The organism is Metabacillus sp. KJ11-3, from assembly GCF_055808295.1.
The window spans coordinates 988182-1008543 of record NZ_CM147865.1 but is presented as its reverse complement, the minus strand read 5'-3'; the positions used below and the strand labels follow the sequence as shown (position 1 = coordinate 1008543).

Here is a 20362-nt window from a genome sequence, read left to right as displayed (position 1 = left end):
AATCTGCTTGTCCTATCTTACTTACATTTTACACTACTTTTCCTAATTATAAAACGGATTCAACCCATTCTTCGACATATTTAAGTGCTTCTGTCAACTTTTCAGGTTGTTTCGCACCTGCTTGAGCCATTTCAGGACGACCGCCACCTTTTCCACCACAGCGTTCTGCCACTTCTTTTATTAACTTTCCAGCATGATAACCTTTATCGACTAGATCTTTTGTCACACCCGCAACAAGATTCACTTTTCCATCTTCACTAGCTCCGAGAACAACAATAGCTGATTGCAATTTATTTTTCAAGTCATCCATCATACCTCGAAGACTATTCATGTCTTTTGCATTCACTTTTGCAGCCAAAACAGTTACACCATTTATTGTGACAGCTTGATCAACAATATTACCTGCTTCTAAATTTCCAAGCTTTGTTGTCAAAGACTCATTTTCACGCTGTAGGGCACGGTAATCCTGTAAAAGGCCGGTTATTCTTGACACGATATCTCTAGGGTTGGATTTTAATAGTTCTGCAGCCTCTTGAAGTCTACCATATTGTTCATTTGTTAGTTCGTATGCCGCTTTGCCTGTAACAGCCTCAATTCGTCTTGTACCTGCTCCAATTCCTGTTTCTGTAATAATTTTGAAAATACCAATTGAAGAAGTATTTTGTACGTGACAACCGCCACACAGTTCTAAGCTGTAGTTACCAACCTGAACAACACGGACGATATTGCCATACTTTTCTCCGAACAGGGCCATAGCACCCATCTCTTTTGCTTCTGCCAGTGACTTATAATCAATTTGAACGTCAATGCTTTGCCAAATTTGTTCATTTACAATTTGTTCAATTCGAACTAACTCTTCTTGTGTAACTTGACCGAAATGAGAAAAATCAAACCTTAAGCGATCTGACGTTACTAATGATCCTGCCTGATTTACATGTGTTCCTAATACATCTTTTAAGGCTTGATGTAACAAATGTGTTGCCGTGTGGTTTTTCACAATACCACTTCTGTTTTCTTCTAAAACCTTTGCAGTTAGTTGATCACCTGTTTGAATTGTGCCACTTTCTACAATTACATTATGCAGATTTTGACCATTTGGAGCTTTTTGAACATCTTTTACCTTTAGAACAGCTTTTTCACTTGAAAGAGTACCAATATCCGCAATTTGTCCACCACTTTCAGCGTAGAAAGGAGTCTGATCTAGAATTAATTGTACTTCTTCCCCTTCATGGGCTTCTTGAATGACATCTCCATTTTTCACAATAACAACCGCTGTCGCATTTTCTACAACAAATTGGTCATATCCCACAAATTTGCTTTCAAGCTTAATCTCGCCTAACATTCCACCTTGGACTTGCATTGAATCAACCTTCTGCATGGCAGCACGTGCACGATCACGTTGCGCTTCCATTTCTCTATCAAAGCCTTCATGGTCAATTTTCATGCCTTCTTCTTCTGCATACTCTTCCGTTAATTCAACTGGGAATCCGTATGTATCGTATAAACGAAAAACATCCTCTCCAGGAATGACATCATTGCCGTTTCCTTTTTGAGTTTTCATCACTTCACTTAAAATTGTTAAGCCTTCATTTAATGTCTCATGGAAACGTTCTTCTTCATTTTTAATCACTTTTTGAATGAAGTCTGTCTTTGCTTTAACCTCGGGATAAAAATCAACCATAACTTCAGCGACAACAGGAACCAATTCAAACATGAATGGACGGTTGATATTAATTTGTTTAGCATACCGAACAGCTCTTCTTAATAAACGTCGCAGTACATATCCACGACCTTCATTTGATGGAAGAGCGCCATCACTAATAGCAAAGCTTACTGTACGAACGTGATCGGCAATTACTTTAAAAGCAACATCCTTTTCTTGATCCTTACGGTACTGTTCGTCAGAGATTTGCTCAGTTGCTCTAATAATCGGGATGAAAAGATCCGTATCAAAGTTTGTTGGGACATTTTGAATGACAGATACCATTCGTTCCAATCCCATTCCGGTATCGATATTTTTCTTTGGAAGCGGCGTATATGTTCCATCCGGATTATGATTAAATTGAGAAAACACAAGATTCCACACTTCTAAATATCGTTCATTTTCTCCACCAGGATATAATTCAGGATCACTTGGGTCATTCCCATACTCTTCGCCACGATCATAGAAGATTTCTGTATTTGGCCCACTTGGTCCTTCCCCGATGTCCCAGAAGTTCCCTTCTAAACGGATAATGCGCTCTTCTGGAATGCCAATTTTATCTTTCCAAATATCAAATGCCTCATGATCTTCAGGGTGGATCGTAACAGAAAGTTTCTCAGGATCGAATCCAATCCATTTTGCATCTGTAAGAAACTCCCACGCCCATTCGATTGCTTCAACTTTAAAATAATCACCGATAGAAAAGTTTCCTAACATTTCAAAGAATGTATGATGTCTTGCTGTTTTACCAACATTTTCAATATCATTTGTTCTGATGGACTTTTGTGCATTACAAATTCTTGGATTTTCTGGAATGACACGTCCATCAAAGTATTTTTTTAATGTTGCTACACCGCTATTAATCCAAAGTAATGTTGGATCTTCATGAGGAACGAGTGATGCACTCGGTTCAACATCATGACCTTTTTCTTTAAAGAAATCCAAAAACATTTGACGAACTTCTGCAGATTGTAAATTTCTCATATGTATTCCTCCATATCTTCTATAATAAATAGTAAACAAAAAACCCTCATCACTGTGAAAAGAATTCTCTTAACACAGGGACGAGAGTTAACTCGCGGTACCACCCTGATTACGGACATTGAAAAGCGGAAGGCGTCCGTTTATCGGCGACAAGCATAAGACAAGCCCTACTTGAAGGTTGTTCTTTAACCTTCTAGTCGGTTTGGCTTATGACCTCGATGCAGTCTTAGACGCGACATCCTGTCGCAATGACTGCACTTCCTGTGCTTCGCCGATGACGCCTGTAGCTAGACAGTAAGACAAAGTTAAATAGCAAATCTTTGAACTTCCACCAGTCCGTCACCTTTATTAAAACCGTAACGTGGTTCAATACGGCAGGTTTTTCTGCACTTAGGATTAGCTTTCTGCTGCCCTGACTTTAGAATTTTTCTCAGCCATGAAAATTCCTCTCTTAAAAGCGGTATCAGCATACTTCATTCCATCATCGTTTTTCCTTATTCTACCCTAGAATTATAGACAAGCGTTTTCTAAATGTCAATGTTGTCTTCTTAAAAGAGCAAGATGAACAATCATAACCTTTAAAATCACGATAACAGGTACCGCTAACATTAACCCAATCACTCCTCCAATTTCCCCTCCTGCGAGTAATGCTAGCATAATAACAATAGGGTGCATATGAAGGCTCTTCCCTACAATTAATGGCCCCAATATATTTCCTTCTATAAATTGCAGACTTGCAATAAGAACAATAACGATGATGACTGTTTTTGTCGACATCGTTGCAGCAATAATTAATGCAGGCACAGCACCGATGACAGGTCCGAAATAAGGAATAATATTTGTGGTTCCAATTAAAAGACCAAGAATTAAAGGGTATTTAACATGGAAAAACCACAGAGCTAGAAAAGCTAATGTTCCAATTATAAGACAGACAAACAATTGACCCCGAATATAATTTCCAAGAGAATGATCAATGTCTTTCAAAAACTGAATGGAATCACTTCTCCATTTGCGGGGAGTCAAATACCATGCAGCCTTTTTGATTTGCTCATAATCTTTTAACATATAAAAGACAAGAAACGGTATTATCGCAAGTAAGAGCATATAATCAAAAATTCCTTTTAAGCTATTAATAGCTTTTTCAATTGTAACAGCAAGCCATTCTTCTGTTTTACTAAACATTTGATCAATCCGGTCGTGAATTCCTACTGGCCATGTATCTGTGTGATCATGAATGGAATCCATCCATTCATTATAAATCATAGTAAACTGTGGAAAGTTTTCAGATAAATCTCTAAGCTGACTTATTAAGACAGGGATTCCCCTATAAAAGCCGTATCCTATTAACCCAAAAAACAGGAAATATATAATAAGAATGGAGATTGACCTGGGCAAGCCCTTACGATGAAGCTTTTCAACTACCGGATGAAGTAAATATGTTATAAACGCACTGATTAAAAATGGTATAATTACAGCTTTAAACATGACTAGAAAAGGAGCCCATATGGAGTAAAGTTTTAAAAATACATACACGGATAATAAGGCTAATAATAATATCGTTATTTGCAGCAGCCACTTAATATGCTTTTCTCTCATTTAACTCCTCCTTACTATATAGTTGTTTGGAGGTATTATCATTTTTATACATCTATTTCCAATATATAAGAAATAAAATTAGAAATACTTGGCTTATCGCAAAGACCTTATGGCGAAAGCATTACTATTACAAATAAAATCTTATACTTTCTGATCGTAAAATCTAAAAAGGAGCTGAACATATCAGCTCCTTCTTTACTAAAACATTTTCATTACTCTTTTTCTCATTTTCTTCATCGAACGATTATTTGTCATGTTTGTATTTCGTGCATAATGATAAGCAACTGCACCAAGACCAAGAGATACTAGTGATGTTAAAGTACGGTTCAAAATGATCTCCCCTTTACATGCTTATTGATCGTTCATCTTCTGAAAATAAATCATCGAGTGAACTTAACGTTCCATCTTCTTCCACTTGATGGGTTAATATTTTTCCTTTTGATACTGAAAGCTCAATAAAGCAACCCCAGCAGTAATATTGATTTACACCTATCTTTCCAAGATCTTTACTTCTACAATTAGGACATGAAAACAATTAGGCACACCTCATTCACATTAAATCAATGACGATCGCATCTTTGCTTATCGAAAATGGTTCTCCGGAAGCTTTAACCACTTTTTTCCCTTCAGCGATGTCTGCAAAAAATCCGTCCGTCAATTCGTATGCCTCAATTGTGCCCAATTTTTCAGAAAAATATACGTCTTCTAACAACCCTAATTTGGTTCCCTCTTTTGTTAAGACTGCTTTATTTTCAAGGTCATGATAGGTATTATACGTATATTGTTTCTTCATGTCCTGGATGGATAAAAGGGTTTCAATTTGTTCAACCATGACTCCATTTTCTCCAATCGAATAAATTGAATGAATTGGAATAAATTTATCACGATGAAAAAAACCCTTTCCTTCCATCATTAACCCAAAAATAAAGCCTTTGGAAGATAAGCATAAATTCGTTATATGTCCTAAAATGGTTGCATTATGGCAACAGTATACAGGTAGCCCTTTGAGTTTTGAGAATGTCCGCAAAGTCTTCTCCACCTTTCCGAACATTCTTATGTTTCACTTGGCTCCATGAAGTCATACGGTGAAAGGTTTTCCATGCCAATATTTGCATCACTTACGGGAAAAGGCAATTCCTTTTGAAGTTCATCCATTTCTGAGTCAGAATGCATGCCGCTTAATTTTTGCCTTAAACTTGTCTGCCGGTCTGAACTGTCATTATTTGACACTCCCCATTGAAGAGCTTCTAACTCCCCACATATCACAAGCGATCGTTTACTTCTGGTTACTGCTGTATAAATTAAATTCCGCCTTAACATCCGATAATATCCTTTTACAATCGGTAACACAACAATTGGAAATTCGCTTCCCTGAGACTTATGTATGGAGCAGCAAAATGCATGTGTAAATTGGTTGAAATCTTGCTTGGTGTAGGTAACTTCATTTCCATCAAAAGAAATGACAATCATATCCTCTTTCTCTGTATTTTCTTTAGCATAAAAGATTGAAACAATTTCTCCAATATCACCATTAAATACATTGCTGTCTGGTTGATTGACCAATTGAAGGACTTTGTCTCCATTACGATAGACAACCTCACCAAATTTCATTTCTCTTTTTCCCGGAGTTTTAGGATTAAACAGTTCTTGAAGTAATTTATTCAATTGGTCTATACCTGCTGCACCTCGGTACATAGGTGCTAATACTTGAATATCCTTTGCGGTATAGCCTTTACTTATTGCACTTTGAATAATCCTTTCAATTACTTCCTTCATTTGTGCTTGTGAACAGCGAATAAAGGAACGATCTGATGTTGGTTTGGCGATATTTTGCGGTAAATTTCCTGTTTTCATTTCATGGGCGAGCTCAATAATGGATGAGCCTTCAGCTTGACGATAGATATCTGTTAACTGAACAGTAGGAATCATTTTAGAAGACAATAAATCACGCAGGACTTGTCCAGGTCCTACCGATGGAAGCTGATCTTCGTCTCCAACCATGATGACTTGTATTTCCTTAGGCAGCGCTTTGAATAATTGGTTGGCTATCCATATGTCAACCATTGAAACCTCATCAACAATGAGCAGTTTTCCTGATATTGGATTATCTTCATCATGTTCAAAACCGTCTGCTCCATTCCATTTCAACAAGCGGTGAATCGTAACTGCAGGCATACCTGTCGCTTCACTCATTCGTTTAGCAGCTCGACCTGTTGGAGCAACAAGCAAGATTGGAAAGGGTTCTTCTTTTTTATAGTCTTTTGGTTCAAGAGAACAGCCATGCAAATCAGAATACAATTCAACAATCCCTTTAATAACGGTTGTTTTTCCTGTTCCAGGTCCTCCAGTCAATAAAAGCATTGGTGACATTAATGCTTTTTGAATAGCATCCTTTTGAGAAGGTGCATATTGAACCTTCATTCTTTCTTCTAGTTTACCAAGTGATAACAAAAACTCAGACTCAGGGAACAATTCATCATACTCTGTTTGCTCCAGAACTTTTTTAACGTTCTTGACTAATCCTTGCTCAGCAAAATAAAGAGAGGGTATATATACCCGTTCTTCTTCTACAATCAGCTTGCCTTCTTCTCCTAATGCAATAATTTCCGTCGCAATGTCTGTCTCATGAATAATGGCTTGCTTCGTATGATCAAGCAATTCCTTTGCTTTTATTATTAGTTGCTCAAGTGTTATGTAAACATGACCATCTTGTACACATAATTGCTCAATAATGTAATGACATGCTGCTTTTATTCTTTCAGAATCTTTTCCTGATATACCCAGCTGTTTACCGAGCTCATCGGCCCTTACAAAACCAATCCCTTCAATATCCTGCACAAGCTGATAAGGGTTATTTTGAACAATTGATAATGTTTCATCTTTATAGGTTTGATAAATCTTCATGGCTAATTGAGGTCCAAAACCAAACTGATTTAATGCGATCATAATTTGTTCAAGCCCCTGATGAGAAACTAAAGCATCGACTAATTGTTTTGCTTTTTCTTTATTTACCTTGGGGATATCATCTAAAACCGAAGGGTTTTGCAGGATCTTGGAGATGGCAGATTCCCCTAATTTCTCAACGATCGCCTCTGCCGTTTTTTTCCCAATCCCCTTAAAAAGATCACTTGAAAGATATTGAATAATTCCTTCTTTCGTTTGAGGTATTTCTTTACGAAAATGCTCTGTTTGAAATTGCAAACCAAATTTGGGATGATTTGTTAGTGTGCCATAAAACGTATAAAGATCATCTTCATGCAGGAGTGGAAAGTAACCTGTAACCGTTATTTCTTTATCTTCAATGTTTTCACTTGTTTCATGAACTCTTACTTTTAAAACAGAATATAGATTTTGATCATTGTGAAAGATCACAACTTTAACAAGACCTTTCACATAACGTTCATTTTCACTAAATAAATCGGCACTCTCCTGCATGAACGACTCTCCCTTCACAGATAGATCTCTAATTAGATTGACCATTCATAATTTTTAGTGCGTGTCCTGCCAGCATATGGTTCGGCTGAATATCTAACGCTTTTTCCAGCATTTCGATCGCTTTATCTGCCTTTTCCTTAAAAGCAAATGCAACACCAAGATTATAATATGCATCTGCATGATCCCCATCTAATTGTATCACAGCCTCAAATTGCTTTACTGCATCATCAATAAGTTCCAGCTGTGCCAAGCATAATCCATATTGAAATTTGGCGTCACTATCCTTTTTATTCAATTCAACTGAACGCTGAAAATATGGGAGTGCTAAACGGTTTTGACCAAGATTAAAGAGTGACATCCCTAGCATAAAATGCAGGTCACCTTCATCAAGCCCATTTTGTAATGCCTTTTCATACATTTTTTTAGCTTCATCAAAGTTTTCCTGATTAAAATATACATTACCTGCCCCATAATATGCTGTAGCTGCATTCGAATCTATTGCAATTGCCTTTTCATAAAATTTAAGTGCTTTTTCTAATTCATTGACTGCTGATAAAAGATTACCAAAATTTATATAGCTTATCGGATTATTTGGATTAGCTTCAATTGCTTCTGAAAAAATAGTTGCTGCTTCTTCAAAATTCCCTTTTTGCATCGCTTCAATTCCACGTTGATTTGTGTCCATCTTTATACCTGCCTTTATTTTCATTACTCGTTTCTTTACGAAGAAAAGGGGTTGACTCTTTGTGTGCCAACCCCTCTCATCTTATCAAAAAAATGTACCTAATGGAAGAACAAACGATAAAATCATTTTATCCTACATACCAAATCTTTTCGTTATTTTTAAATACATGATCAATCGTCCCGCCACCTAAACAAACATCACCATCATAAAACACTACGGCTTGACCAGGAGTTACTGCTCTAATAGGTTCTTTGAAAGTCACCTTAGCAGTTGTATCATCTATCATCGTAACGGTCACCTCATTATCTTGCTGACGATAACGGAATTTTGCCGTACATGATAGTTCTGTTACAGGTTGATCTGAAACCCAACTTACATTTGTTGCTGTGATTGAATCAGAATACAATAAATCATTATGAAATCCTTGATCAACATAAAGAATATTCTTTTCTAAATCTTTTCCAACAGCAAACCAAGGATCTCCGCTACCACCAATACCCAAACCATGTCTTTGACCGATCGTATAGTACATTAATCCATCATGTTTTCCTTTTACTTCACCATCAAGAGTTTGCATGATTCCAGGCTGTGCCGGTAGATATCCACTTAGGAACTCTTTAAAGTTTCTCTCACCAATAAAACAGATTCCTGTGCTATCCTTTTTAGTTGCTGTGGCAAGATTCGCTTTTTTAGCCATTTCCCGAACTAAAGGTTTTTCAATATCTCCTAGTGGAAACATTACCTTTGAAAGTTGTTCTTGACCTAGTTGATTTAAGAAATAAGTTTGATCTTTGTTTTCATCGACACCACGCAGCATTTTATATTCTCCATCTCGGTATTCAACACGTGCGTAATGTCCTGTTGCTAAATAATCAGCACCTAAAGACATAGCATGCTCTAAAAATGCTTTAAATTTTATTTCTTTATTACACATTACATCAGGGTTTGGCGTTCTCCCCGCTTTATATTCATCTAGAAAATAAGTGAAAACCTTATCCCAATACTGCTTTTCAAAATTTACTGCATAGTATGGAATGCCAATTTGGTTACATACCTCAATGACGTCATTATAATCTTCGGTTGCTGTACATACACCGTTTTCGTCCGTGTCATCCCAGTTTTTCATAAAAATACCAATTACATCATATCCTTGCTCTTTTAAACGAAGAGCAGCAACAGATGAATCAACACCACCAGACATGCCGACAACAACTCTTATATCTTTCGGGTCTTTTTTCATCCCATTTCACCTCCGTGTCTTTCTAAGCTGTTATTCGCTTAATCACTTTTACAATCTCTTGTGCAGCATATTGAATATCATCCATGTTTGTCCCAAGTCCAAAACTAAAACGTATGGAAGACAAGATACGATCTGATTCTTTTCCATACATCGCCACCAGCACATGTGAAGGGTCAACAGATCCTGCTGTACACGCGGATCCACTTGAAGCTGCAATACCTGCTAAATCTAAATTAACTAAAAGTGATTCTATATGTGTCTTAGGAAAATATAAATTGAGAACATGTGGAAGACCATTTAAAGAGCCATTTAAATGAAATGAAATGTTGTTTTCTTCAAAAATCCTCATCATTTCCTTTTTAAATCCAATATATTGCTCTTTTTTTGCTCCCTCTCTTCTATTGATAGCTTTGCTGCATGGCTAAACCCGCTAATTCCAGCTACATTTTCGGTACCTGCTCTGCGTTTTAGTTCTTGTTCACCGCCATATAAAGCAGGCTGAAGTTTAATACCGGCTTTTGCATATAAAAAACCGACACCTTTCGGTCCATTAATTTTATGTGCAGAAACCGTTAATAAATCCACTCCGAGCTCCCGTACATCAATAGTTTCCATCCCGAATGCTTGAACAGCATCAGTATGAAAAAAAGCAGGGTAATCTTTTAAATATTCACCGATCTCACGTATTGGCTGAATGGTACCAACTTCGTTATTTCCGAACATTACAGAGACAAGTACCGTTTGATTTGTTACATGCTTTTGAACATCATTTAATGATATAAGTCCCTGTTCATCAACTGGTAAATAAGTTACCTCATAACCTTGTTTTTCCAAATACTTACATGCATGTAATACAGCATGATGCTCAACCTGTGTTGTAATAATATGTTTTCCAATTTGGTTATTCGCCAAAACTGTTCCAATAACAGCTAAGTTGTCTGCTTCTGTTCCGCCGCTAGTAAATATAATCTCACCAGGATTGGCTCCAATTGTGTTCGCTAAACTTCTTCTAGACTCATCAAGAGTTCGACGTGCTTCTCGGCCAAAAGAATGAATACTTGATGGATTTCCAAAGTTTTCAATCATTTTATTCATCATTTTTTCAGCAACATCAGGATGAAGTGGCGAAGTGGCTGCATGGTCTAAATAAATTCTTCTCATTCTGAATACCCTCCTTTCTACTTTATTTGTTATATTTTTTAGATGTAGAACATGTAGGGTTCCTGGTCTCCATCTCCGTTGTAATTAGCAAGATCTTCTAATGTCGTATTGTCTAAAACATCTTTTACCGCATCACGAATCCTGATCCATAGTTGTCTTTTCGCAGGCTCTTCATCATCCAATACTTCAACAGGACTTAAAGGTCCCTCTAAAACACGAATGATATCTCCTGATGTGATATTTGCAGGTTCATCACCTAAAATATAACCGCCATATGCTCCTCTAATACTTTTCACCAAGCGTGCGTTTCGCAAAGGTGCAATTAACTGTTCTAAATAGTGTTCTGACAAATCATGAGCCTGAGCAATACTCTTTAAAGAGGTAGGACCTTCACCATGTTTTCTGGCGAGCTCGATCATAATTGTTAGTCCGTAACGGCCTTTTGTAGATATTTTCATTGTTTTCCCCCTTACGCCAGGAATTAATATAGGTAGTTAACCTTTTAAAATATATAAACTGTTTCAATATTATAAATCTTCTTCCATCATCAGCATGATCTACTATCTGATAAAAGATTCAGGAATTTTAAAAATAAGTATTTCAAAAGAGACAAACCATCTCTTTTCAGAACGAAACCCTTTTTCCAATGTATTACTAGTCTATATACTTTTGAACACTAGCCATTATAGCATAAACTTATCGTATTAAGCACTTAAACCAACTATGATAGATGGCCAAATCATTCATCATAAATACAATACTACTTTTTCTGTTTCCTAAACTGCTCTAACTTTTCATAGATGGCCGCAAGTCTTTTTTCATCACCGGCATCCAATGGCTGATAATATTTTGTTCCAATTAAATTCTCGGGTAAATAGTCTTGGTTAACCCAACCCCCAAATGTTCCAATCGGAAAGTCATGGGGATATTTATATCCAACATGTCCTAACACTTTTGCACCTGCGTAATGACCATCTCGAAGGTGCATTGGAATGTTTCCTACTTTTCCAGATCGAACATCCTGAATTGCCAAGTCTAAAGCTTTATAAGCTGAATTGGACTTTGAAGAAAGGCACATTTCAACAACTGCCACAGACAACGGAATACGTGCTTCCGGTAGCCCTAAACGCTCACTTGCAGTGACAGCGGCTAAAACATTATTACCTACAGCAGTGTTCGCTAAGCCGATATCTTCATATGCGATCACTACTAATCTTCGATTAACTGCAACAAGGTCACCTGTTTCTAATAAATGGGCGAGATAATATAATGCCGCATCTACATCACTGCCTCTAATACTCTTTTGTAAACTTGAAAGAAGATTATAAAAATGGGTTCCTTTCTTATCGCCATATACTCCAACATTTTCTACCATATCATTTACTATTTTATCATCAACAATAAATGTATCATTTACCTTTGAGGAAGAATAAACAATTGATTCCAATAAAGTTAAGGATTTTCGAGCGTCTCCGTTGGACCCAAAAGCAATCATTTTCACTTGTTCCTCTGAAATATCAATTTTAACCATACCCAACCCTTTTCTTTCATCCTGCAGGGCACGATGAAGAAGTACCTCGATATCTACAACAGTTAGTCTTGTTAACTGTTTTATCTGTCCACATCGACTTCTAATTGCCGGATTGACATCATGAAACGGGTTCTCTGTTGTTGCTCCAATTAAGATGATGTCTCCCCGTTCAACATGTGGTAACAAGTAATCTTGCTGGGCTTTGTTAAAACGATGAATTTCATCTAAAAACAAAATGACTTTTCCTGTAATTCTCGTTTCATCAACGACTGCTTCTACATCTTTCTTTCCGGCAGTTGTTGCATTCAGTGCAATAAAGGGGATATTTGTCGTGCCTGCTATGGCAAAAGCGATCGACGTTTTTCCAATACCCGGCTCACCGTACAGAAGCATAGAAGGGACATACCCATTTTTTATCATCTTATAAAGGCTTGTTTCTTCCCCAATCACCTCTTTTTGCCCAACAATCTCATCAATTGTTGAAGGCCTCATTCGGAAAGCAAGTGGTTCTCCGTTCACATGAATACCTCCTGTTCATTTCTAACTTACATTATAAACCGAGTAACGAAACATTGTAATTGAAGGAGCTTGGAAAACATCAGGAATAAACATGGATAATTCGGAAAGGATAAAAAATGACGAACTTGTTTGTAAGGTGATAAAGGAGAAACCAGGGAGGTTGTCGTGAAAACTAGACATGATGCGTGGACATTAGAAAATGATCAACTTCTAGCAGAAACGGTTCTATCATATGTTCAAAACGGCCGTACTCAGTCAGCTGCTTTTAAGGATATTGGAAATCGATTGAATCGTACAGCAGCAGCGTGCGGATACAGGTGGAATGCGGTACTACGCAAAAATTACCCAAAAGAGTTTGAACAAGCCAAAATGAGAGGAAAAGAAATTTCTCTTAACAAAAAGGAAGCTCATAATAATCAGCAGGTTTTACAACATGGTGAATTGATACAGCTATCAATAGACGAATGCATTCATTATTTATCTCAAGTTCGAAGCAAAGAGAAACACATTCACATTCTTGATGAAAATATACGATTAACTGAAGAGAATAAAAAGCTGTATGAGAAAAAACGAACCCTTTTGAACAAGTATGAGCAACTTACTAACCAAAAACAAAAGATAGATCATAAGTATAAGACTTTATTTTGTCTAATTAACGAGGTCCAATTAATTGAGGAGGAAAAGCTACTCTATCATTAATGCTTTTCCTCTCCCAATAAAGAAACCACTTACTTTTCATCCTTCACCCGAGTAATCTTAATATCCTTCAGTAGCTCTGTAATGACATATCCACCCATAATTAACCCTGCAACAGATGGAACAAATGCATTTGATGAAGGCGGCATTTTTGCTTTTCTTATTGGCGCCGCATCATTTCCAACTTCTTTCCGTACTTCTTCACGAATCACAATCGGGCTTTCATCTGAAAATACGACTTTTATGCCTTTATGAATTCCTTCTTTACGTAAGCGAGTTCGAATGACCTTTGCAATCGGATCTGTATGTGTTTTTGAAATATCAGCGACCTGAAATCTCGTTGGGTCCATTTTATTCGCTGCACCCATACTGGAGATAATCGGAATGTTTCTTTTTATACATTCTTTCATTAAATGAATCTTATAGGAAATTGTATCAGATGCATCCACAACATAATCAAGATTATGAGCAAAGAATTGTTCATACGTTTCTTCAGTGTAGAACATCTTTAAAGAAATGACTTCACAATCAGGATTAATGTCTTTAATACGATCAGCCATCAAGTCTACTTTCGGCTGACCTACGGTTGATACCAGTGCATGAATTTGACGATTTACATTTGTAATATCTACATCATCTTTATCTACCAGTACTAAGCAGCCGACACCTGATCTTGCTAATGCTTCTGCCGAGAAGGAGCCTACTCCTCCAATTCCCAAAACAGCGACAGTGCTGTTTTTTAAAATATTTAACCCTTCTTTACCTATTGCCAATTCATTACGCGAAAATTGATGTAGCAACTAACTCACTCCAATTGATAACCTAAAATTTCTAATCATGTCATAATGACAGTATTTTTACCTGAAAAAGAATATACCATACATCACTTAAAAAGTAAGCCCTTATTATAAGAAAAACTTGACTTATCGCCCTAATGGCGAAAGCCTTAGTTTTTCTTATACTTTCATCCATAAAATTTTTATACTTTCTGATAGTATAATAAAGGACACCTCATTTCACAGTTGGTGAAAGGGGTGCCCCTGTTTTATCTTCTATGTAGCAGTCCCGATTGTGCCGTCGCCATTTCCCTCGTTTTGATCCCGCACTCAGCAGGTGGGTGCTTTGTTCCAGAGGTTTGTAAGTCCTCATGCGAGTGAGAGGCATTTACTCTGTCCGGAAACTTCAAGCTCCCGTATAAAAAATGTTAGGTCAAAACTAGGTGTACAACGAACACATCAGGACTTTCTTATATATTACTTTAAAAAGATAATAGCATAAGAAAAATTTCATTTCAAGTTCTTGACTTAGTCACGAAGCTCAAGATTTAATTCTTCCAATTGTGCTTCACTAACTGCACTTGGTGCACTTGTTAATAAGTCACTTGCACTAGCTGTTTTAGGGAAAGCAATTGTGTCTCGTAGATTTGAACGACCAGCTAAAAGCATAACAAGTCTATCCAATCCAAGAGCAATTCCTCCATGTGGTGGTGTTCCATATTCAAATGCTTCCAATAGGAAACCGAATTGCTCTCTAGCCTCTTCTTCAGAGAAACCTAACAGCTTAAACATTTTTTCCTGAATATCTTTTTCAAAAATACGGATAGATCCTCCACCTAATTCATATCCGTTAAGGACAATATCATAAGCTTGTGCTTTCATATTTGCCGGATCTGTATCAAACAATTCAATATCTTCGCGTGCAGGCATTGTAAAAGGATGATGTGCTGCATAATAGCGTTTTGTTGCTTCATCATACTCAAGTAACGGCCAATCAACCACCCATAGGAAGTTAAATTTGCTTTCGTCAATTAAGTTCAGGTCCTTACCAAGCTTGGAACGAAGTGCTCCTAAAGCATCTGCAACAACTGATTTTTTATCTGCCACAAAGACGAGAAGATCACCAACAGTAGCATCTAATGTTTGTAACAGTCCTTTTTGCTCTTCTTCAGTGAAGAACTTGATAATAGGACCTTTTAGGCCGTCCTCTTCAACCTTAAGCCATGCCAACCCTTTGGCACCGTATGGAGCAACAAATTCAGCTAGTGCATCCATATCTTTTCTAGAGTATTTATCAGCTGCACCTTTAACGTTTATCGATTTAACTTGACCGCCGTTTGCGATTACAGTGTTAAATACTTTTAACCCACTATCCTTAACAATTTCACCAACATCCACGAGCTCGAGTCCGAAGCGTGTATCTGGCTTATCAGATCCATACCGTCCCATAGCTTCATCATATGTCATTCTAGGTAATGGTAGTTCAATCTCGATATTTTTTGTTTCTTTCATGATTATTGACATCATCTGTTCAGTCATAGACATAATATCATCTTGACTCATAAATGAAGTTTCAATGTCAATTTGGGTAAATTCCGGTTGACGATCAGCACGCAAGTCTTCATCACGGAAACAACGGGCAATCTGATAATATTTATCAAAACCAGAAACCATCAATAACTGTTTAAAGATCTGAGGTGATTGTGGTAGAGCATAAAATTCTCCCTCATGCACACGACTTGGTACTAGATAATCACGAGCACCTTCAGGCGTGCTTTTTGTTAATATCGGTGTTTCAATATCTAAGAAACCATTTTCATCCAAGAAATTTCTCATAGATCTTGTCACTTGATGACGTAATTGAAATGTAGTTTGTAAAGCCGGTCTTCTTAGATCTAAATAGCGGTACTTTAAACGAACATCTTCTGATACTTCATCCGATTTATCCTCAATTAAGAAAGGCGGATTTTTTGCGGCATTGATAATTGTCACTTTCTCTACAATAACCTCTATTGTCCCTGTTGAAACATTAGGATTGATTGTTTCTTCATCACGCTTAACAACTTTACCAGTTATATCTAACACATATTCACTACGAACTCTTTCTGCGATAGCTAATGCTTCAGCCGAAATTTCAGGGTTAAAAACAACCTGTACAACACCTGTACGGTCACGAAGGTCAATAAAAATAACTCCGCCTAAATCACGTCTTTTCGCTACCCAACCTTTTAAAATGACTTCTTCACCAATTGCTGACTCTGGAACTTCGCCACAGTAATACGTACGGCCAAACATGAAACCCTCTCCTTTTATTACGTTGTTTTTTGTTTTAAATATGAGATCACTTGATCAAGTGCAATTTCTTCTTGTGTGCCTGTTTCCATATTTTTAATGGCAATCACATTGTTTGCTAATTCGTCATCCCCTAAAACCGCAACAAATTTAGCTTGATGACGATCTGCAGCTTTAAATTGAGCCTTCATCTTTTTATCTTCGTAATCCTTCTCCGCAACGAGACCAGCATTTCTCATATCATTCAATAATGATACGGCACGATCTTTTGCTTGGTCTCCCATTGTTACGATATAACAATCAACTTCAGCTGAAATTGGTAATTCAACACCTTCTGCCTCAAGTGCTGCTAATAAACGCTCAATACTTAGCGCGAATCCTATACCAGGAGTCTCCGGGCCACCGATTTCCTGTGCTAAGCCATTGTATCGTCCACCACCGCAAAGTGTCGTAATAGCTCCGAATCCTTCTGCATTGCTCATAATTTCAAATGCAGTATGATTATAATAATCCAATCCTCTTACAAGTCCCGGATCAACTTCAAACTCAATCCCATTAGCAGTTAAATACTGCTGAACCTTGTTAAAGTAATGGGTAGAATCTTCATTAAGGAATTCAAGTATAGATGGTGCAGTTTCCATCAATTCATGATCTCGATCCTTTTTACAATCCAAGATTCTTAACGGATTTTGTTGTAATCTTTTTTGACAATCAGAACAAAATTCCCCAATCCTTGGTTCAAAATGAGCAATTAGAGCTTCACGATGAGCCTTACGACTTTCGCTATCACCTAAGCTATTTATCACCAGCTTTAAGCTTTTCAAACCAAGTGCTTGATATAAATTCATTGCTAGTGAAATTACTTCTGCATCAATGGCTGGATCATTGCTCCCAAGCGCCTCAATACCAAATTGGACAAATTGGCGGAAACGACCTGTTTGAGGACGTTCATAACGGAACATCGGTCCAATATAATATAATTTTGTTGGCTGTGAAGGATTTGCATAAAGTTTTTTCTCTACAAAAGCTCGAACAGTTGAAGCTGTTCCCTCTGGACGAAGGGTAATACTTCTTCCTTTCCGATCTTGAAATGTATACATTTCCTTTTGAACGATATCGGTACTTTCCCCAACACCACGAGCAAAAAGCTCTGTATGTTCAAAAATAGGTGTACGAATCTCCTTATATTGATATCTCTTACATAAATCACGTGCAGTATTCTCAACAAACTGCCACTTCTCAACCTCTCCAGGTAAAATATCCTGAGTACCTCTAGGAATCTGGAATGACATAATTTACCTCCCTTAAAAAATACAACAAAAAAACTCCCGTCCTACAAAATGTAGGGACGAGAGTTATACCCGTGGTTCCACCCTAGTTGAAATAATCATCTATTTCCACTCGATCAGTTAACGCCTGTCACGTTCTACTCCTACTAAACTTACTGTTTTTCAGAGAGAAACCTAAGGAGTGTTTTTCAATAAGTCATCATGCAGAAATGCTTTCAGCCTAAGACATTTCCTCTCTTTTCATGTGTTATCTTATTTACTGTTCTCCCTCATTGGTTCACAAAATTATATATGTTGTATTTAGATAATACTTTCGAATTTTATCTTATCATACGTATCTTTGTAGTATATTGTCAAGACCGATTTAAATGTTTTTTTAAATTCTTTACTTCTCTTAAGGAAATTCCAAATTCAGATGCAAGTTCAAAAGACGAGTCATTTTGCTCTTTTGTCATAAAATCATGAAAGTTCACCCCGAAAACATCCCGTCTGGAGTGCATTAATTCCCCTTTGTCATTATTTCTCATTGATCATTCCACCTCATCTCGTCATAGTCATTATTATCTTTTCCTATTTTGGAAAAATTTATTTCAAATTTCTAAAGGAATGGCGATATAAGTAGAGAAATGTTTTATTTAATTACTTTTTATAAAAAGGAGGTTTATCGTGATTCGCAAAATGATAACCATATCAATATGTATCACATTAGTGATACTATCCTTTTTCGCCGAAACTTCACCTTCAACTGCAAAGGCTGCTGATCAAGTCACCATAAATGTTGATATGCTGAATGTGCGAAACGGAGCAGGACTAACATACTCCGTCATTGCCAAAGTAAAAAAAGGACAAACATATGATGTGGTAGAAAAGAAAAATGATTGGATTAAGATTAAATTATCAGCAAGATCTTCTGGATGGGTAGCAAATTGGTTAGTCACCCAGAAAAAGGCAGTAACAAGCTCTTCTACACCTGCTGTTTCAACTTCGAAGGGTTCAGTCGTTGAATCCACTGCAACAGGACTTAGGTTTCGTTCAGGACCTGGAACTTCTTTCGGGGTGATTGGTGTATTTGAAAAAGGGAAAACAGCTTCCTATTTGGAGAAAAGCGGGGAATGGATCAAAATTTCCTATTCAGGGAAAACAGGCTGGGTATCTTCTAGCTATGTAAAGGTCAAAAATACTTCATCAACACAAGGATCGACCGGTACATCGTCCGGAAAAAACGGTACTGTGACCGCATCATCCTTAAATGTTCGTAAAACGGCCTCTACTTCCGGCAGTATTGTTGGAAGCCTTAAGAAAAATGCCACTGTTTCAATTGTAAAAGAATCAGGGAAATGGGCTCAAATCCAAACAAAAAATATCTCAGGCTGGGTACATAGTGATTATTTAAAGATAAATTCGTCCAATTCGGCTTCAAAAGAAAACACATCTTCTACATCAAACCAAAGTTCTGCCGCAAAAGGTAGCGGAAAAGTGACATCCACATCATTAAATATAAGAAACAGCGGCTCTCTTAGTGGAAGTGTTGTTGGTTCCATAACAAAAGGAACAAAGGTAAATATTCTAGAAGAAAAAAATGACTGGTATAAGATTGCATACGGTTCAAACAAGGTTGGTTGGGTTGCTGGCTGGTACATTGCTAAAGATTCTACACAAACCACAAATACAAATACAAGCAATAGCAGTAAACAGGTAAAAATCATTTATAACGGTACAAATATCCGCTCAGGAACATCTACTTCTCATTCAATTATTAAACGTGCAAGTATTGGTGAGAGTTATGGCATTATTGAAAAAACAGGAGATTGGTATAAGATCAGTCTTGGAGGCAATAAAACTGGTTTTATTGCCGGTTGGGTAGTTGAAACAACAGGTGTCAGTTCACCGGTTACGAAGCCGGGGGTGTCACAATACATTAAAAACCAGACAATTGTCATTGACCCTGGACATGGCGGACGTGACAGTGGTGCTGTTGGAGCATCTGGTACATTAGAGAAGAATTTAACACTTTCCACAGCAAAATTAGTTTATGATAAGCTTAAATCTGCCGGAGCCAATGTTTTTATGACAAGATCAAATGATACATATATTAGCTTAAATTCTCGTGTGAGTACATCACATTATCGAAATGCAAAAGCATTTATTAGCATTCATTTTGACAGCACAGCAGATCGAAGTGTTTCAGGAACAACAACGTATTATTATCATTCGGTAAAAGATGGTTCTCTAGCAAAGTCTGTAAATAATGAACTGGTTAAACAAACCAAGCTGAGAAACAGAGGTCAAAAATTCGGTAATTTCCATATCCTTCGAGAAAATAAAGCTCCTGCCGTATTGCTTGAGCTGGGCTTCTTAAGTAATCGGACAGAAGAATTAAACGTAGCTACTTCAAGCTATCAAGAACGGGCTTCACAGGGAATTTTTAATGGGTTAGCACAGTATTTCAAGTAAGA

General features: G+C 37.1%; 16 protein-coding genes, 1 other RNA gene, 1 pseudogene and 1 other annotated feature. Of the genes and pseudogenes, 2 read left to right on the top strand and 16 right to left on the bottom strand.

What is annotated here, in order from left to right; translation table 11 throughout:
• Positions 1-46: 46 nt before the first annotated feature.
• The 11 genes and pseudogenes from alaS to AC0L8O_RS05080 form a co-directional block, all read right to left on the bottom strand.
• Positions 47-2686, bottom strand: coding sequence for an alanine--tRNA ligase (gene alaS, locus AC0L8O_RS05130; protein WP_473446848.1), 2640 nt, complete (start codon positions 2684-2686; stop codon positions 47-49).
• A gap of 534 nt (positions 2687-3220) precedes the next feature.
• Positions 3221-4282: an AI-2E family transporter gene (locus AC0L8O_RS05125; protein ID WP_473446847.1), complete on the bottom strand. Its 1062-nt coding sequence runs from the start codon at positions 4280-4282 to the stop codon at positions 3221-3223.
• A 198-nt stretch (positions 4283-4480) separates the two neighbouring features.
• A complete protein-coding gene (locus tag AC0L8O_RS05120) occupies positions 4481-4612 on the bottom strand; it encodes a YrzQ family protein (protein ID WP_078432422.1) in 132 nt (43 codons plus the stop codon).
• A 13-nt stretch (positions 4613-4625) separates the two neighbouring features.
• A complete protein-coding gene (locus AC0L8O_RS05115; RefSeq protein WP_026558652.1) occupies positions 4626-4817 on the bottom strand; it encodes a hypothetical protein in 192 nt (63 codons plus the stop codon).
• A gap of 15 nt (positions 4818-4832) precedes the next feature.
• On the bottom strand, positions 4833-5309 hold the full coding sequence (locus AC0L8O_RS05110) for a PRC-barrel domain-containing protein (protein ID WP_473446846.1): 477 nt from the start codon (positions 5307-5309) through the stop codon (positions 4833-4835).
• Positions 5310-5335: 26 nt separating this feature from the next.
• The gene (gene recD2, locus AC0L8O_RS05105; protein ID WP_473446845.1) at positions 5336-7717 is read right to left on the bottom strand and encodes an SF1B family DNA helicase RecD2; all 2382 of its coding nucleotides are present in this window, start codon (positions 7715-7717) and stop codon (positions 5336-5338) included.
• Between the two features lie 28 nt (positions 7718-7745).
• Positions 7746-8402, bottom strand: a complete 657-nt coding sequence (locus AC0L8O_RS05100) for a tetratricopeptide repeat protein (RefSeq protein ID WP_473446844.1) — start codon at positions 8400-8402, stop codon at positions 7746-7748.
• A 127-nt stretch (positions 8403-8529) separates the two neighbouring features.
• Positions 8530-9642 carry a tRNA 2-thiouridine(34) synthase MnmA gene (gene mnmA, locus AC0L8O_RS05095; protein WP_026558648.1) on the bottom strand — a complete coding sequence of 371 codons (1113 nt, stop codon included), beginning with the start codon at positions 9640-9642 and terminating at the stop codon, positions 8530-8532.
• 22 nt (positions 9643-9664) lie between these two features.
• A pseudogene (locus AC0L8O_RS05090) lies at positions 9665-10803 on the bottom strand (cysteine desulfurase family protein).
• A 38-nt stretch (positions 10804-10841) separates the two neighbouring features.
• On the bottom strand, positions 10842-11261 hold the full coding sequence (gene cymR, locus AC0L8O_RS05085; RefSeq protein ID WP_026558646.1) for a cysteine metabolism transcriptional regulator CymR: 420 nt from the start codon (positions 11259-11261) through the stop codon (positions 10842-10844).
• Positions 11262-11563: 302 nt separating this feature from the next.
• Entirely contained in the window at positions 11564-12853 is a 1290-nt protein-coding gene (locus AC0L8O_RS05080; protein WP_473446843.1) for a replication-associated recombination protein A, read from the bottom strand.
• A gap of 165 nt (positions 12854-13018) precedes the next feature.
• Here AC0L8O_RS05080 and AC0L8O_RS05075 point away from each other — a divergent pair, with 165 nt between their 5' ends.
• Positions 13019-13552 (top strand): RsfA family transcriptional regulator, encoded by a 534-nt coding sequence (locus AC0L8O_RS05075; protein WP_473446842.1) that lies wholly within the window; start codon positions 13019-13021, stop codon positions 13550-13552.
• Between the two features lie 29 nt (positions 13553-13581).
• On the opposite strand, the gene AC0L8O_RS05070 is transcribed toward AC0L8O_RS05075, so the two are convergent.
• From AC0L8O_RS05070 to AC0L8O_RS05050, 5 genes are all read right to left on the bottom strand, one after another.
• Complete coding sequence (locus AC0L8O_RS05070; protein WP_473446841.1) at positions 13582-14349, bottom strand: tRNA threonylcarbamoyladenosine dehydratase; 768 nt, start codon at positions 14347-14349, stop codon at positions 13582-13584.
• Positions 14350-14607: 258 nt separating this feature from the next.
• Positions 14608-14794, bottom strand: a non-coding RNA gene (gene ssrS, locus AC0L8O_RS05065) — 6S RNA.
• A gap of 59 nt (positions 14795-14853) precedes the next feature.
• Entirely contained in the window at positions 14854-16620 is a 1767-nt protein-coding gene (gene aspS / locus AC0L8O_RS05060; RefSeq protein WP_473446840.1) for an aspartate--tRNA ligase, read from the bottom strand.
• A 17-nt stretch (positions 16621-16637) separates the two neighbouring features.
• Entirely contained in the window at positions 16638-17909 is a 1272-nt protein-coding gene (gene hisS, locus AC0L8O_RS05055) for a histidine--tRNA ligase (RefSeq protein ID WP_473446839.1), read from the bottom strand.
• 49 nt (positions 17910-17958) lie between these two features.
• Positions 17959-18188 (bottom strand) — a binding site (T-box leader).
• A 71-nt stretch (positions 18189-18259) separates the two neighbouring features.
• Positions 18260-18433 (bottom strand): hypothetical protein, encoded by a 174-nt coding sequence (locus tag AC0L8O_RS05050; RefSeq protein ID WP_026558640.1) that lies wholly within the window; start codon positions 18431-18433, stop codon positions 18260-18262.
• Between the two features lie 139 nt (positions 18434-18572).
• On the opposite strand from AC0L8O_RS05050, the gene AC0L8O_RS05045 reads away from it, so the two are divergent.
• Complete coding sequence (locus AC0L8O_RS05045) at positions 18573-20360, top strand: SH3 domain-containing protein (RefSeq protein ID WP_473446838.1); 1788 nt, start codon at positions 18573-18575, stop codon at positions 20358-20360.
• Positions 20361-20362: the final 2 nt, after the last annotated feature.

Coding starts and splice junctions, on each gene's coding strand:
- alaS (WP_473446848.1), bottom strand. CDS start 2,686: ATGAGAAATTTACAATCTGCAGAAGTTCGTCAAATGTTTTTGGATTTC.
- AC0L8O_RS05050 (WP_026558640.1), bottom strand. CDS start 18,433: ATGAGAAATAATGACAAAGGGGAATTAATGCACTCCAGACGGGATGTT.
- aspS (WP_473446840.1), bottom strand. CDS start 16,620: ATGTTTGGCCGTACGTATTACTGTGGCGAAGTTCCAGAGTCAGCAATT.
- hisS (WP_473446839.1), bottom strand. CDS start 17,909: ATGTCATTCCAGATTCCTAGAGGTACTCAGGATATTTTACCTGGAGAG.
- recD2 (WP_473446845.1), bottom strand. CDS start 7,717: ATGCAGGAGAGTGCCGATTTATTTAGTGAAAATGAACGTTATGTGAAA.
- cymR (WP_026558646.1), bottom strand. CDS start 11,261: ATGAAAATATCTACAAAAGGCCGTTACGGACTAACAATTATGATCGAG.
- AC0L8O_RS05125 (WP_473446847.1), bottom strand. CDS start 4,282: ATGAGAGAAAAGCATATTAAGTGGCTGCTGCAAATAACGATATTATTA.
- AC0L8O_RS05100 (WP_473446844.1), bottom strand. CDS start 8,402: ATGGACACAAATCAACGTGGAATTGAAGCGATGCAAAAAGGGAATTTT.
- mnmA (WP_026558648.1), bottom strand. CDS start 9,642: ATGAAAAAAGACCCGAAAGATATAAGAGTTGTTGTCGGCATGTCTGGT.